Source organism: uncultured Aquimarina sp. (assembly GCF_947496855.1).
Classification (GTDB): Bacteria; Bacteroidota; Bacteroidia; order Flavobacteriales; family Flavobacteriaceae; genus Aquimarina.
This window is the reverse complement of sequence record NZ_CANMED010000003.1, coordinates 161864-177068: the sequence shown is the minus strand read 5'-3', so window position 1 is coordinate 177068 and position 15205 is coordinate 161864. Positions and strand designations below refer to the sequence as shown.

Annotated in this window: 14 protein-coding genes; 8 read left to right on the top strand and 6 right to left on the bottom strand. The window is 31.6% G+C overall.

Annotated features, from left to right (window positions below; translation table 11 throughout):
- Positions 1-390: 390 nt before the first annotated feature.
- From Q0921_RS10270 to Q0921_RS10260, 3 genes are read right to left on the bottom strand one after another with little or no spacing between them, the layout of a single operon-like run.
- Positions 391-1932 carry an acyl-CoA carboxylase subunit beta gene (locus Q0921_RS10270; protein WP_299256437.1) on the bottom strand — a complete coding sequence of 514 codons (1542 nt, stop codon included), beginning with the start codon at positions 1930-1932 and terminating at the stop codon, positions 391-393.
- 3 nt (positions 1933-1935) lie between these two features.
- On the bottom strand, positions 1936-3378 hold the full coding sequence (accC, locus tag Q0921_RS10265) for an acetyl-CoA carboxylase biotin carboxylase subunit (protein WP_299256435.1): 1443 nt from the start codon (positions 3376-3378) through the stop codon (positions 1936-1938).
- Positions 3379-3428: 50 nt separating this feature from the next.
- Complete coding sequence (locus Q0921_RS10260) at positions 3429-3914, bottom strand: acetyl-CoA carboxylase biotin carboxyl carrier protein subunit (protein WP_299256433.1); 486 nt, start codon at positions 3912-3914, stop codon at positions 3429-3431.
- A 295-nt stretch (positions 3915-4209) separates the two neighbouring features.
- On the opposite strand from Q0921_RS10260, the gene Q0921_RS10255 reads away from it, so the two are divergent.
- Both Q0921_RS10255 and Q0921_RS10250 read left to right on the top strand, forming a co-directional pair.
- Positions 4210-4809, top strand: a complete 600-nt coding sequence (locus Q0921_RS10255; RefSeq protein WP_299256431.1) for a LysE family transporter — start codon at positions 4210-4212, stop codon at positions 4807-4809.
- A gap of 57 nt (positions 4810-4866) precedes the next feature.
- Positions 4867-5367 (top strand): DUF1761 domain-containing protein, encoded by a 501-nt coding sequence (locus Q0921_RS10250; protein ID WP_299256429.1) that lies wholly within the window; start codon positions 4867-4869, stop codon positions 5365-5367.
- A gap of 48 nt (positions 5368-5415) precedes the next feature.
- Here Q0921_RS10250 and Q0921_RS10245 read toward each other — a convergent pair whose 3' ends face one another.
- A complete protein-coding gene (locus Q0921_RS10245) occupies positions 5416-6429 on the bottom strand; it encodes a metal-dependent hydrolase (RefSeq protein ID WP_299256427.1) in 1014 nt (337 codons plus the stop codon).
- 2 nt (positions 6430-6431) lie between these two features.
- The gene (locus Q0921_RS10240; protein ID WP_299256425.1) at positions 6432-7619 is read right to left on the bottom strand and encodes a hypothetical protein; all 1188 of its coding nucleotides are present in this window, start codon (positions 7617-7619) and stop codon (positions 6432-6434) included.
- A 180-nt stretch (positions 7620-7799) separates the two neighbouring features.
- Between Q0921_RS10240 and Q0921_RS10235 the strand changes: the two genes are divergently transcribed.
- The 6 genes from Q0921_RS10235 to Q0921_RS10210 all read left to right on the top strand — a co-directional run bounded on the left by Q0921_RS10235 (position 7800) and on the right by Q0921_RS10210 (position 14482).
- On the top strand, positions 7800-8303 hold the full coding sequence (locus tag Q0921_RS10235) for a response regulator (RefSeq protein ID WP_299256423.1): 504 nt from the start codon (positions 7800-7802) through the stop codon (positions 8301-8303).
- Positions 8304-8355: 52 nt separating this feature from the next.
- A complete protein-coding gene (locus Q0921_RS10230; RefSeq protein WP_299256421.1) occupies positions 8356-8757 on the top strand; it encodes a response regulator in 402 nt (133 codons plus the stop codon).
- Between the two features lie 190 nt (positions 8758-8947).
- Entirely contained in the window at positions 8948-9370 is a 423-nt protein-coding gene (locus tag Q0921_RS10225) for a response regulator (protein WP_299256419.1), read from the top strand.
- Positions 9367-9792, top strand: coding sequence for a response regulator (locus tag Q0921_RS10220; RefSeq protein ID WP_299256417.1), 426 nt, complete (start codon positions 9367-9369; stop codon positions 9790-9792). Before Q0921_RS10225 ends, Q0921_RS10220 begins: the two co-directional genes overlap by 4 nt.
- A 137-nt stretch (positions 9793-9929) precedes the next feature.
- Positions 9930-12647, top strand: coding sequence for a TonB-dependent receptor (locus Q0921_RS10215; RefSeq protein ID WP_299256415.1), 2718 nt, complete (start codon positions 9930-9932; stop codon positions 12645-12647).
- Between the two features lie 77 nt (positions 12648-12724).
- Positions 12725-14482: a YfiR/HmsC family protein gene (locus Q0921_RS10210; RefSeq protein ID WP_299256413.1), complete on the top strand. Its 1758-nt coding sequence runs from the start codon at positions 12725-12727 to the stop codon at positions 14480-14482.
- 67 nt (positions 14483-14549) lie between these two features.
- Here the strand turns inward: Q0921_RS10210 and Q0921_RS10205 are convergent, their stop codons facing one another.
- On the bottom strand, positions 14550-14771 hold the full coding sequence (locus tag Q0921_RS10205; protein WP_299256411.1) for a hypothetical protein: 222 nt from the start codon (positions 14769-14771) through the stop codon (positions 14550-14552).
- Between the last annotated feature and the right edge of the window lie 434 nt (positions 14772-15205).

Sequence of the window (15205 nt, the reverse complement as noted above, 5' to 3'; positions counted from 1 at the left end):
TCTATAAAGCGAAGACATAATCCTTGAATATTTTTAAATGATCAAGGCCTAAATTATTTTAATAAAATTTACTCTTATGAAAAACCTAAAAGAAATTGGAAAAACGTTAAGTGAATTAGATTAAAAATCCATTAATGGAGGCCATTCTGGGACTAGATTTGTTTGTATTGAGAATTTTTATTTTACCTATGATGTGCTGGAAGGACAGTTATGCAATGATGGTAGTTTGTCGCTTTGTGCATAAATTAAGAAAGAGTTATTAAACATTTTAAAACCCAGATTTATGATTCTTATATCTGGGTTTTATGTATATTTTTAAGTTATTACTTTTACATTTCAGAAACATGTTGCATCCTAATGTGAAAAGTTTTCAATGTTTGATGAACTCAATTATAATGGAATATTACCATGTTTTCGTTTAGGTCTATCAATTTTTTTCTTTTCCAACATGCTAAATCCTTTAATCAGTTTTCTTCGGGTATCTTCTGGTAAGATAACTTCGTCTATAAAGCCACGTTGAGCTGCTCGATATGGATTAGCAAACTTATCAGCATATTCAGCTTCCTTTTCTGCAAGTTTGGCTGCAGGATCATCAGATGCTTTAATCTCTTTTCTGAAAATTATTTCACTTGCACCTTTAGCACCCATCACTGCAATTTCTGCAGTCGGCCAAGCAAAATTAAGATCTGCACCGATATGTTTAGAATTCATTACATCATACGCACCACCATATGCTTTACGAGTAATCACTGTCACTTTTGGAACAGTGGCTTCACTTAAAGCATATAATAATTTAGCACCGTGAACTATAATTCCATTCCACTCTTGATCCGTACCTGGTAGGAATCCGGGAACATCTACTAATACTAACAACGGAATATTAAAACAATCGCAGAAACGTGTAAAACGAGCTGCTTTTTTAGAACTGTTTACATCTAGAACACCTGCCAAAAACATCGGTTGATTGGCCACAATACCAATACTTCTTCCTCCAATTCTAGCAAAACCTACTATAATATTCTCTGCATAGTTTTTGTGAATCTCATAAAATGAATCAGTGTCAATTATACCACCGATAACCTCGTGCATATCGTATGGTTTATTGGGGTTGTCAGGAATAATATCCGAAAGAACATCTCTTTTTTCATCAGTTAATGGATATGATATACTTTTAGGTATTTCCTGATTGTTTTGTGGTAGATAGCTCAGTAATTTCTTTACATCCTCTAGGCATTCAATGTCATTAGATGAAGTGATATGGGCGACTCCTGATTTAGATGAATGTGTACTTGCTCCTCCTAACTCTTCTGACGTTACTTCTTCATTAGTAACGGTTTTAACAACATTCGGTCCAGTTACAAACATATAACTAGTGTCTTCTACCATAATAGTAAAATCTGTGATAGCCGGAGAATAAACAGCTCCACCAGCGCAAGGTCCCATAATGGCAGAAATCTGAGGGATGACACCCGAGGCTTGAACATTTTTATGAAAAATATCTGCGTACCCGCCTAGTGACCGTACCCCTTCTTGTATTCTGGCTCCACCGGAATCATTTAATCCAATAATGGGCGCACCAACATTAACGGCAAGATCCATTACTTTACAAATTTTCTCTGCATGAGTTTCTGATAATGCACCTCCAAAAACAGTAAAATCTTGTGCGAAAATATATACTAACCTTCCGTTAACTGTTCCATATCCAGTAATAACACCATCACCATAATAGATTTCTTTTTCCATTCCGAAATCTGTTGTTCTATGAGTTACTAGAATACCTATTTCTTCAAAAGATCCTTCATCTAGAAAATAAGCTACACGTTCTCGAGCGGTTAGTTTTTTCTTTTGATGTTGTTTTTCAATGCGCTGTTTACCACCACCTAAATACGCTTGATCTATTTTTTCTTGTAGAGCTTTTATTTTTGGATTCATATACTAGTACGTTGGTATTCTTAGTGTTTGTTGATCTTCTTGATATTGTTTCAATGCAATTAATGCAGCGATTCTGGCTTCAGTTTCCATTTCGGATTTTAATACTTTAGGAGTATAATGCTTTTTAACAAAATGCGTGTCAAAATTACCAGTTCTAAAAGCTTCGTGTTCACATACAAACTTTCCAAAAGATAAAGTAGTTTGCACTCCTTCTACAATGTAGTTATCAATAGCTTTTATCATTAACTGGATCGCTTCTTCTCGAGTTTTTCCATAAGTAATTAATTTTGATAGCATAGGATCATAATAAATCGGTATATCCATTCCTTCTTCAAAACCGTTATCTACTCTAATACCATTACCAAATGGTATTTTATATGTATCTAAATGTCCTACACTAGGTAAGAAATTATTTAGTGGATCTTCTGCATATACTCTTAATTCTAATGCATGTCCTTTGATCTTTAGCTCTTCTTGTTTAATAGAAAGTTTTTCGCCTCTTGCTACTTTTATCTGGAGTTCTACCAAATCAGTTCCTGTAATCAATTCGGTTACGGGATGTTCTACTTGCAGACGAGTATTCATTTCCAAAAAGTAGAAATTATGATTTTCATCTAATAAAAACTCTACGGTTCCTGCACCGACATAATCACATGCTTTCGCAACTTTTACGGCTGCTTCTCCCATTTCAGATCGCAATGAAGGTGTTAACACAGCAGAGGGAGCTTCTTCTACAACCTTTTGATGTCTTCGCTGTACGCTACATTCTCTTTCAAAAAGGTGAATAACATTACCATGAGTATCTGCCATTACTTGAATCTCGATATGTCTTGGAGAAGCCACATACTTTTCAATAAATACAGACCCATCTCCAAAAGCAGAAATAGCTTCACTAATGGCGCGCTGCATCTGGGATTCCAGATCACTTTCTTTTTCTACTACGCGCATTCCTTTTCCACCGCCACCTGCAGAGGCTTTTATTAAAATAGGAAAACCAATTTCTTGAGCAATTTTTTTTGCTTTGACAACATCGGTTATCGCTTCGTCTATTCCTGGAACCATAGGAATGTCATATGCTTTTACAGCTTCTTTGGCAGCTAATTTACTACCCATGACTTTAATCGCTTTAGATTTTGGGCCAATAAATACGAGATTGTTTTTTTCTACTTCCTCAGCAAATTCTGCATTTTCACTTAAGAAGCCATAGCCAGGGTGTATGGCATCAACATTTAATTCTTTGGCAATTTTAATAATTTTAGATCCTAATAAATAAGATTCGCTAGAAGGAGCTTCACCTACACAAACAGCTTCATCAGCAAATTTTACGTGCGGAGCATTTCTGTCTACTGTAGAATAGATAGCAACAGTTTTAATCCCCATTTTATGAGCTGTTTGCATAACTCTAATGGCAATTTCTCCTCTATTGGCAACTAATATTTTTTTCATAGTATACTAGAAATTATGATATGTCTTTTGATTTTATCTGGGATAAGATTTTATTCGAATTCGATTAATAATTTTCCTTTATCGACGGCATCTCCTTTTGAAACTGAAATGGATTTAATAATTCCTTCTCTTGGTGAAGTAATGATGTTTTCCATTTTCATGGCTTCCAAAACTAATAAGTAATCATCTTCTTTTACCGTTTGACCAACAGTTACCTGAATATCTATAATAAGACCTGGCATTGGAGATTTTATAGAATTTACTTGTTTTGAAGCTCCAATAGAAAAACCCATTTCAGAAATCATCATATCCAAAGGGTTAGATATGGCTACTTCGTAGGTATTGGAATTGACTTTGACGGTATATTTTTTATCATTAAAATCAGATTTTATTATTTCTGTATGATAAGATTGATTACCCTCAATAATATGAAATTTTGAGTTAGAAGTTTTAATAACATCGGTTTGCAAAATAGCATCTTCGGATATCGTAGTTTCAAAATCCTTATTTATTTTTACTTTATAATGTGCACTCATAAATAAACCATTCAATTGGTGGATAAATATAAGTATTTATATTTATCGTGAATGTTTGTTAAGAATATTTTAAAATATGTTTGGCTAAAGCGGTATTTTTTGTGATTTTTTCAATTAAAGGGTGAGCTTACTATTTAGAAAGGTTTGCAAAAAGGCATCAGAAGAGTATTATTGTGATCGCAAATAACATATTTTATGCTTCTATATTCTTAAAAAGTTGGTAAAAAAAGCAGACGATTATAGCTATATTTACAAAACATACATAATCCTGTTTGTTATTGAACGATTTTAATATATGTCATTTATTGAAGGCTTTTTTATTGGAATAGCGATGATCATATTTGTTGGTCCAGTGTTTTTTTTATTATTAAATAGTAGTTTTCAATACGGAATAAAAGCGGGTGTGTCTGTCGCTTTAGGAATCATAGTTAGTGATATCATCTGTGTTGTATTGTGTTACTATGGACTTTCTTCTTTTATGATAGCAACACAAAATCAATTCTGGGTTGGTATTATCGGAAGCTGTATCCTCTTTGGATTGGGAATTAATTATCTATTTAAAAATGCAGTAATTACCAAGGATTTATCTGTGGTTTCCAAAAAATGGAACGTTTTTTTTATAAAAGGTTTTAGTATAAATTTTTTCAACCCATTTGTATTTATAGTTTGGATAGGAGTATTTAAATATGGGCAACAAAAATATAATGATACTGCATCCCTTTTACTATTTCTAATAGCTGTTTTAGTAGGTGTTTTTATTACAGATTTATCAAAGGTGTTTCTTTCAGGAAAATTTAAAAAATTTATCTCAAGGTTTAGACTAAACATTTTTTTTAAAATTACTGGAGTAATTTTATTAATTTTCTCTTTTCGCTTGGCTTATTTAGTTTGGTAGAATTTCATGAAATTGATTTTGGTTATATTTGGGTAACAACTTAAAAAACAGACCAATATGGAATTTAATTTATTGATTGCTGCGGTTGCAGCACTTATTCCTATGATATTAGGATTTATATGGTACAATCCAAAGGTTTTTGGTACCGTTTGGATGAACGCTTGTGGTTTTACTACAGAGGATTTAAAAGGAGGTAATATGGCTGTTATTTTTATTGTTTCCTATGTTTTTAGTTTTATGTTAGCTACTATGGTTAATATATTAGTTATACATCAGTTTGGTTTTTTTTCAACTCTTATGAATGACCCTGATCTAATGGTTGAGGGAACTGAGACTTATCAGTATGCACAAGATTTTATTAACAAGTATGGTACAAATTTTAGAACTTTTAAACACGGAGTTTTCCATGGGGCATTGACAGGAATATTTTTTGTATTACCTGTTTTGGGAACCAATGCAATGTTCGAAAGAAAAGGCTTTAAATATATCGCTGTTAATGTTGGATATTGGACTGTATGTTTAGCTTTAATGGGAGGGGTGATTTGTCAATTTGCCTAAAAGAAAATAATAGTACAGGTAAAAAGGGTTCGATATTTCGAGCCTTTTTTATGATTTATTTCCAAGTACTCTTGCGAAAAGCTTTTTAAGCATTGGAGTAGCATCCCCGATAACGCGCTCTCTTTCTTTTGCTTTTAATTCGCCTTTAGTATCATAATATAGCTCATAACTGAATACAAAACGACTAGTATCTGCACCCATTTCTAGTTGACCAAACCTAAGATCATTAAAATAAGTTTTATCATCATCCTTTTCGATAGTATACCAACCTTCAGTTAATTTGATCAGACGTGGAATTAACGGGTCATCTTTTAGATCCCCTAATAAATGATGGTTTTTAGGAAACTCAGCAAAGTCAATGATATCCGGTTCATCGAGAAATGAATAATAACCGATAAGAAAAGAGTCTTTGGTTTCTATATTAGCGGTCCATAAAATACTATTAAGTGGAGTAGGACGCGTTTGTATTTCATTGTATTGTACATGTTGATTCTCTAAATTGATCGTAAAATTGAATTCTGCAGATCGTTGAAGAAAAAGTGTGATTAGCAGGTAAATACTACTGCAATATAATCCGAGATTATTAAATTTTCTTCTTTTCGGGTGTGTTCTCTTGTAAAACATCGTAATAATGAGAAAGATCAAAAAAGGGACTGTATACAAAGGATCCACTACAAAAATATTATTAAAAGCTACCTTATGATTCAGAGGCCAGAATAATTGTGTTCCCCAAGTAGTAAATGCGTCCAGAATTGGATGTGTAAATAATCCAAGAAACATCAATTTTGTCCAATCTTTCCAATTAGCTTCTTTATTTTTATATAATTTAGCAACCAACCATCCGAGGATAGGAGCCATAATAATGCTAAACAATATAGAATGAGAAAATCCTCTGTGCAATTCATTAGCAGTAACATTATCAAAAAACAACTTAGCCATTACATCTAGATCCGGAATTGTTCCTGCAATGGCTCCCCAAAGCATTGCCTTATTACCAACTTTTTTTCCTATGGCTGCTTCTCCAACAGCTGCGCCTAAAACAATTTGGGTTAATGAATCCATGCCTAGCCTAATTGAAGTTTAAACGGATTCCGTACTTCGTACTCACTGGGAGAAATAAATTCGACCAAAGGTTTTAAAAGTTTATTGGAGATAGAATTACCGTGTCGAACATAAAGTTTCATTTCTACAGGCTTGGCACCTACAGAACTTTTAATAATCTCTGCAGTTCTACCCAACCTTAGCTCAGTAACGTTCTTCTCAATAGCCAGGTCAACGTAGTCATATAGCATTCTTTGATAAATATCGTGTGATTTGTTATATGCATAATCGATTCCAATATGATTTGCTTCTACAACATGATTTAAAATAAAAGAAGTGGTGAAGCCAACTAGCTTGTCATCTAGGAAATATGCCTTGAAAACAAATGAATTCTTGACTCTTTTTTTTAGTTTTCTGAATGTAATAGCATCTAATTTTCCTATTTTAAAATCAGCTTTGTCTAATACTGATAGGTACAACTTGTTAATTGCGTCTTTATAATTATCTATATCTTCAGGAGTAAAATCTTTAACTATTATATCTGAAGATTTTTTGAAAACCTTTTTTGCTCTGGTTCTAAACTTGGTCTTCATACTACTTAAGTAATCTTCAAAATCATTCCAGTTGGGCTCTACTTTCAAGACCATATTTACGTCAATCCTAAATTCTCTAAATTTCTGATCTTTAATATAATCACTTTGATGAAAAGATGTTGGCCAGAATTCTTTTAGTAAAATAAAAGAGGGTTTATCAGATCTTTCAGTTTTTCTGATTTCTCGTAATGCATCAGATAAATTTTCAAAAGCTTCCTTTGCACTAATTTTATCAGAATATAGAAAACCGTGTTCTCCACAAGAAAATAGATTTCCACAGACCAATACTCTAACATCCATACTTTTAATGAACGTATTTTTGATAGCATCGCTAATTCTACATGGAAATTCCTGAAATTTTAGATCTTCTGTGTTAAATGTAATAAGCTGAGTTACGGCGATACTGACTGGTTCATTTTTATCATAAAATACGATATATCTAAATCCAATAGTTTCTGATAATGTATTTTCTAGCGTATTGAGATAATCCAATGTAAGAAAAAGATTATTTTCTCTATTTATACTATTCCATTCATTAAATGGAATGTCAGTAGTATTTTTAAATATTGAATAATGTAATGTGGTGGCTTTGCACCTATTTTTTATTTTGTCAAGCATAAATCCCTTACAAATGTTATTGACAAATTATTGTCCAACTAGTTTCAAATGTACATTTATTTTTAATAGAACTTTGTTAAACGATTGTCAATTTTGGTTGAAGAGAATTTTTAAGACTTTAATGCCGTAATACCGATACGGTAAAACATTTAAGGTTGTTTTGTCGTTTAAATTAGGTTTTTGAACGAAAACTACTTCGGAAAGTCTGATTTTATGGTGTCTATGTCAAATAAGTTTAGTTTTTTTGACTGTAATTGGAAAAACTTTATGGAGAAATCAATCCCCTGTGTCCTTTTAATCGATGATGATAAGGCCACAAATTTCTTTAATGAAAGAGTAGTAACCAGACACAATAGTTTTGATAACATAAATACAGTACATAGTGGGAAAGCTGCACTGGATTATCTTGCTAAAGTGGAAAATCAGGTAGCAATAAAACCAAATCTTATTTTTCTGGATATTAATATGCCAGCAATGAACGGATGGGAGTTTTTGGTAGAATTTGCTAAGTTGAATAAGAATACTACAGAAGGCATTAAAGTAATTTTATTATCCACGTCCTCTAACCCGGATGACGTTAATGAATCAATAAAAAATCATTCTGTAGATGATTTTATAAATAAACCATTATCACTAGATTTGCTGGATAATGTTATTGAAAAACATTTTCAACAAGTATTTTAAGTAATTTGTAGAATTACTGGAGTACAAGGTTTAATAAGGTATATTTTTCAAAATGGATAGGTTAAAGCGTTTTCTTCTTGTTGATGATAGTAATTCAACTAATTTTTTTAATAAAACCATTATCCAAAAAACAGACTGTGTAGAAGAAGTGCTTATAGCTACTAATGGTAGTAGTGCTATGCAATATCTACAATCTGATACGATTCCTGAAATAATATTTTTAGATCTAAATATGCCAGTGATGAATGGTTGGGAATTTTTAGAACAGCACAATCAACTATCGGCTACTGATAAAAACTCAAAAATCATAGTAATGATAGGAGCTAAATTAAGCGAGGAAGAAGAAAAGATGCTAAAATCTTTTCCTCAAGTAACTGAATTTAGAGAAAAAATGTTAACCAAAGAAATTGTTTTGGAAATTGTATCTAAATATTTCGATGAATCTCTAAACTAGAAATTAACAAACTCATTTTGTTTAACTTTTACACTTAAAAAAGCTGTAAAAACTTACTTCTTCATAAACAAAATACACTTTATCGGCCTTTTTTGCGTTTAACCGTAAAGTGAGTAGCTAAAATTATAGATTACTATTACTTTTTTACTGTGATGTGTTTTTTTTGGGGAATACCAACAAAAAATATATTATGAGTACGTTAGTTAATTGCGTTTTGCTAATAGATGACGATAGACCCACCAACTTTTATAACAGTAAGGTGTTGTCAAAACATAACAGTTTTGACAATATACAAGTAAAACAAAGTGGAAAAGATGCTTTAAAGTATTTAGTAAACGTAGAAAAGGGAATTGAATTAAAGCCAAATTTAATTTTTTTAGACCTTAATATGCCAGCTATGAATGGCTGGGAATTTTTAACAGAATATTCAAAGTTAAACCGTAATATTATTGAAGACATCAAAGTAATAATATTAACAACTTCTTCTGACCTCAAAGACATAGAAAACTCTAAAGCGAATTCTTTAGTGGAAGATCTTATTAGTAAACCATTATCATTCCCATTGTTAAATAATGTAATAGAAAAACACTTTTTAAGAACCCCTTTTATATGAAAACAATAACAAAAGTACTTTTGGTTGATGATAGTGAAGCCACTATTTTTTTTAATAAAACAATACTTTCTAAAACAGGTTATGCTGATGAAATATTAGTTGCTAAAAATGGTTTGGAAGCTTTAGAGATTATTAAATCTGGAGTGATCCCTGAAATAATTTTTTTAGATATCAATATGCCTATAATGAATGGTTGGGAGTTTTTATCTGAATTTCAGAAATTAGAAAGTACATTTAGAAAAACAAATATCTTTTTAATGCTTGGTTCGATATTACCGGCAGAAGATAAAGCTGTAGCAGACTCTATCCCAGAAGTTAAAGGTTTTAAAGGGAAAATGCTTTCTAGAGTTGTTATGGATACTATAGTAATGGAATGTTTTAATGAGGAATACTTTACTAAAGAATTAACTTTAATGGGATAAATCCAGTTCTTTGATTTATTTATAAAAGAATACCTCTTTTAAGATTTTTTTTTGGTTTTTTATTATTTATATTGCTATAATCATTTAGATACACACACAAACATTTTTAATAAGAAATAAATTTAAAATTACCCCTTATGGTTAGATTGCAGTTTACATCCTGTATCGCCTATGTACTATTTTTTGGTTTTTGTCAAATAGCTTCTTCTCAATCAAGAGCTATTATTTCAGGGAATGTTTCTGATCAATTTGGCAGTTTACCAGGAGCGAGAGTTAGTCTTGAAGGAACTAACCAGGATACTACAACAGATGTTAATGGTAATTATACTTTTGATGTCGATGAAGGAGAGTATGTAATTATAGCTGGATTTGTTATGTATAATTCGGTTTCCAAAACAATACTGGTTAAAGTAGGTGAAACGGCTCAGTTAGATTTTATATTAGAAACTGGGTTTTCTATGGATCAGCCAATCTCTCTTGGTTCCAGAGCAAAGCCACGATCTCTTCTTAAAACGACCGCCCCAGTAGATATAATTTCTCCACAGGAAATTACAAATTCTTCGCAGATAGAATTAAGTCATATTCTGCATTATCTGGTTCCTTCTTTTCATTCTACACATCAAACAATTGCAGATGGTACAGATCATATCGATCCTGCTACACTAAGAGGTCTAGGGCCAGATCAAATTTTGGTTTTGGTTAATGGAAAAAGAAGACATAATAGTTCTTTGCTTAATGTAAATGGTACTGTTGGTAGAGGTACTGTAGGAACCGATTTTAATGCTATACCAATTGCTTCTATAGAACGTATAGAGATATTAAGAGATGGAGCAACTTCTCAATACGGATCTGATGCTATTGCAGGAGTAATTAATATCATTCTAAAGAAGCAAACAGAAGTTATTAGTATTGATAATAGAGTAGGTATTACTACAGAAGGTGATGGATTTACCACATATTCTGCTGCTAATTTTGGACTAAAAATAGGAAAAGAAGGATATATAAATGTAACTGCGGAATATAGAGATCGAGAATCAGTAAATAGGGCAGGAGATTATACAGGTACAATTTATACAGATGATTTGGTAGAAGATGAGCAATTGATTCAAGAAAACAATTTTTTTAATCAGACAGGATATTCCGGCCGCAGAGTTATGGAAATTGGAAGTGCTGAAACACAAAATCTGGCTTTAGCTTTTAATGGCGAAATCAAAATGTCTGAAAAAGCAACGTTTTATCTTCAAGGAGGAAGAAATTACAGAGAAGGTATGGCTGCTGGTTTTTATCGTTTTCCAAAAAACCAAGATAGAGTTGTACCTGAACTATTTCCTAACGGTTTCTCTCCTCAAATATTAACTGATATCCAGGATGATGTGGTTGCAGGAGGAATTAGAGGAGTTAAGAATGGATGGGATGTAGATTTTAGCCATTCTATTGGTATTAATAGTTTGGACTATACAGTTAATAACTCTAATAATGCTTCATTAGGAGTAGCTTCTCCCAGAACCTTTTATGCAGGAGGTTTTGAATACCAACAAAATACAACCAATCTAGATATTTCTAAAAATTTTGATTGGCTTAATGGTGTACATATTGCATTTGGAGCTGAGCTTAGAGTAGAAAATTATCAGATTATAGCCGGTGAAGAAGCTTCATATATTGATGGAGGTAGTACCTATATTAATGAGCTTGGTGATGAACTTCCTAGAGAAGCTGGAGCACAAGTTTTTCCAGGTTTTCAACCAGAAAATGAGTTAAACCGTTTTAGAACTAATAGTTCAGCATATTTAGATATAGAAACCAATGTGTCGGAAAAACTATTAGTAAAGGCCGCTGGAAGATATGAGGCGTATAATGATTTTGGAGGTCAAGCTATCTGGAAACTGTCGAGTAGATATAGAGTTAATGATAATATTAGTGTTAGAGCAGGTTTTTCTACAGGTTTTAGAGCACCATCACTTCATCAGGTATTCTTTCAGAATATAAGCACACAGTTTATTAATGGAGAAAGTGTTCAAGTAGGTACTTTTAATAACGAAAGCGCAGTTGCTACTGGTTCAGAAGGTTTTGGTATAGAAAAATTGAAACCAGAATTATCAAAGCATTTTAGTGCAGGAGTAAGTGGGAAACTAAATGAAAATTTCACATTTACATTTGATTATTATTCAATCAATATAGATGATAGAATTGTACTTTCTGGTAGATTCGATGAAGGATATGAAACGATTTTAGAACCTTTTGGAGTAGGGGCAGCACAGTTTTTTACAAACGCTATTGATTCTAGAACATCAGGAGCCGATATAGCTCTGGTTTATAAAACCACTATTGGGACAGGGAAATTGGATGCCACATTAGGAGCTAATGTAACAAATACTAGGATAAAAGGACGCATTAAAGTTTCACCTTCTCTTGTAGGGCAGGAAGATGTATTATTTAATAGAGAAGAGATAGCTAGAGTAGAATCTGCTCAACCTAATTACAAAATAAATTCTTTAGTATCTTATGAGTTTGATAAATTTCGCTTACAGATAGTGAATACCCTATTTGGTGAAGTACAATTTATTCATCCAGACGATGGAAATCAGGCTAATTGGATGTTAAATGAATTTACAGGAATAATTGAATCTCGCGATCAAACCTTTTCTCCTAAGTTAACAACGGATTTGGCCATTTCATATCAGATTAATGATTACGTAAAATGTACTTTAGGAGGGAATAATATTTTTAATGTATTTCCTGATAAGCATACACATTCTGAAAATACCAGTAACGGTAATTTTGTTTATAGTAGAAGGGTTCAGCAATTCGGAGTAAATGGAGCTAATTATTACCTTCGATTATTGTTACGATTATGATAAATTATGATTATAAATCTTTGCATAAACGATGTTATAGGTCGTGTGTTTTAATTACGTTACTTATATTTTCTACTTTGTTTAGTTCAGGAATTATTTTGGGGCAAGATACTAGTACCGAAGAGGTGAAAAGAGTTCAGCGCGCAATATTTATTTATAATTTTTCCCAACAAGTAGGGTGGCCTAATATAGATCAAACAGATACTTTTAAAATTGGAGTTCTTGGCCCAGATCGTACAATTATAGATCTAAAATCAATGGCTCAAAAACGCACTGTTTTTGGAAAACCTGTAGAAATTATTCGTTTTCAATTTGTGAAAAATATCAAGGATATACAATTACTATATGTTAACAATAAGTATAATTACGATATTAATTATATTCTAGGTAAAATTTCAGAAAAAAATATTCTACTGGTTACTGAAGATTATAACTATAATACTTCCATGGTCAATATGGTTAATGTTGGCAATTCTTTTGAATATGAAATTAATGAAGATAGAATTAAGAATGAAGATTTTGTAATAGCACCTTCATTAAAGCAGTATGCAATAACTTCTTCCCAAAAATGGATAGACTTATTTAAATCCACAGAAAATTCCTTAGAAAAAGCACTGGATAAAAATGAAGAACAAAAAGCAACTATAAAAAATAAGGAAGAACGAATTAAGAAACAAGAGGAAAGGATAATTAATCAGAAAAAGGCAATTGATACTATAAAGGAGGGTATCAGTGATCGAAATAAATGGATAGAAGAACTATCAAGTGAAAGTAAAATACAGGAAAAGAAATATGAAGAAAAACTGCTGATAGAAAAAGAATTAGAAAAGAACATTCAAGAACAGCTAACATTTATTAAAATCCAGGAAGAAAAGATCAAAGTTAGTTCAGAAGAAATAAAAAAACAACAGGAATTCTTAGATCAGCAAAAGGATCAAATTAAAGATCAGAAGGCAATTCTCGAAGAACAGCTAACGGAAATAGATGATCAGAAAAAAATAAATTGGTCTCTTATAGCTTTAATCGTACTCGTGCTTACAGGAGGTTTCTTTATTTATAGAAGCTATCTGAACAAAAAAAGGCTTAGTGCAGTGCTGAAACATAAGAATAAGGAGATATACGAGCAGTCACTAATCTTAGAATCTAAAAATAAAGAATTAGAACAATTTGCATATATAGCAAGTCATGATTTACAAGAACCATTAAATACGATATCTAGTTTTATAGGATTGATAGCAGAAGATTATGGCGATAGTTTTGATGAAGTAGGAAAAGAAAGCCTTGACTTCATTAAAGATGCAAGTATACGAATGAAGAAACTTATTGATTCATTATTAGAGTACTCTAGACTAGGAAGAACTAAAGACTTTTCTGATGTCGATATGAACCAAATCTTTAATGAATTAAAAAGAGATTTTAAAAATATACTGGAAAGAACAAACTCAAAACTGCAGTCTGATCATCTGCCCATTGTAAAAGGTAACCAGATAGAGTTACGGTTACTATTACAAAACTTGGTGAGTAATGGAATTAAATTTACAGATGAAAACAGAATTCCCGAAATTTATGTTGATGCAGTTCAGAAAAGAAGAACAGATGATGAATCTAAAAAGTACTGGGAATTCTCTATAAAAGATAATGGAATAGGAATCCCCGAAATCCACAAAAAAAGAATATTCGATATTTTCCAAAGATTACATTCCAGGGAAAAATATCCGGGTACAGGGATAGGTTTAGCTCACTGTAAGAAAATCGTAGAATCTCACAGTGGCGAAATATGGTTGGAATCAGATGAAGGAAAGGGAACAACCTTTTACTTTACGATTCCTGATTAAAAAGAAACGAATATGTTTTTATACTTAATAGATAGACGGTGTTTTGTCTATCTATTAATAAACTTTTTTAAACTTCAGGTCTACCCTTAAGTCTTTTTTCTATTTTTTGTTTTTTAGCAGTAATGATCTTCATCATTTCCATGATTTCAGGATCCTTACTTTGTTTGTAGATTTCATTAAGACTCAAAACGATGTCTTTAGCTTCTCTAGATGCTTCAACTCTATCACTAGTGGACATATTGCTCATACTTCTACTCTCAAACTCACGTGCTTTCTCCATTAATTCCATAACTCAATATTTATTATAAACGTAAAAATGTTTAATTAAAACTACCGATACTTTAAATTAAGATTAAACTATTTAATAGTTATCTAAACACTTTTGGGGTAAATATAAAAAAAAAATTAACATTTAACTCTGCTTATCTATGACATAAGTTGATAGAAATATAAATGTTAGTTATACTGATTTTAATCAAATATAATTTTTTCTAGTAAATATTACCATTACTTCAATTTTTTAACGAATTAAATGAATTATTTTTTAATCTGTTAATCTTTTTTTTGAAAAAGAAATCCAACAGGAATTATCAAGAAAATAAAAAAATATTAATCAGTAGTTAAACTAATGATTATAATCACTGTTGCAGTTAAAAGAATCGTTAACTGTATTTTATTAAATCATAACGATTTTTAACTGAAATATAGGATCACAAAAATTTG

What these genes read in the sequence shown, in the direction of transcription:
- Q0921_RS10270 (WP_299256437.1), bottom strand. Translation starts at nt 1,932, where the DNA reads ATGAATCCAAAAATAAAAGCTCTACAAGAAAAAATAGATCAAGCGTAT.
- accC (WP_299256435.1), bottom strand. Translation starts at nt 3,378, where the DNA reads ATGAAAAAAATATTAGTTGCCAATAGAGGAGAAATTGCCATTAGAGTT.
- Q0921_RS10260 (WP_299256433.1), bottom strand. Translation starts at nt 3,914, where the DNA reads ATGAGTGCACATTATAAAGTAAAAATAAATAAGGATTTTGAAACTACG.
- Q0921_RS10255 (WP_299256431.1), top strand. Translation starts at nt 4,210, where the DNA reads ATGTCATTTATTGAAGGCTTTTTTATTGGAATAGCGATGATCATATTT.
- Q0921_RS10250 (WP_299256429.1), top strand. Translation starts at nt 4,867, where the DNA reads ATGGAATTTAATTTATTGATTGCTGCGGTTGCAGCACTTATTCCTATG.
- Q0921_RS10245 (WP_299256427.1), bottom strand. Translation starts at nt 6,429, where the DNA reads ATGGATTCATTAACCCAAATTGTTTTAGGCGCAGCTGTTGGAGAAGCA.
- Q0921_RS10240 (WP_299256425.1), bottom strand. Translation starts at nt 7,619, where the DNA reads ATGCTTGACAAAATAAAAAATAGGTGCAAAGCCACCACATTACATTAT.
- Q0921_RS10230 (WP_299256421.1), top strand. Translation starts at nt 8,356, where the DNA reads ATGGATAGGTTAAAGCGTTTTCTTCTTGTTGATGATAGTAATTCAACT.
- Q0921_RS10225 (WP_299256419.1), top strand. Translation starts at nt 8,948, where the DNA reads ATGAGTACGTTAGTTAATTGCGTTTTGCTAATAGATGACGATAGACCC.
- Q0921_RS10220 (WP_299256417.1), top strand. Translation starts at nt 9,367, where the DNA reads ATGAAAACAATAACAAAAGTACTTTTGGTTGATGATAGTGAAGCCACT.
- Q0921_RS10215 (WP_299256415.1), top strand. Translation starts at nt 9,930, where the DNA reads ATGGTTAGATTGCAGTTTACATCCTGTATCGCCTATGTACTATTTTTT.
- Q0921_RS10205 (WP_299256411.1), bottom strand. Translation starts at nt 14,771, where the DNA reads ATGGAATTAATGGAGAAAGCACGTGAGTTTGAGAGTAGAAGTATGAGC.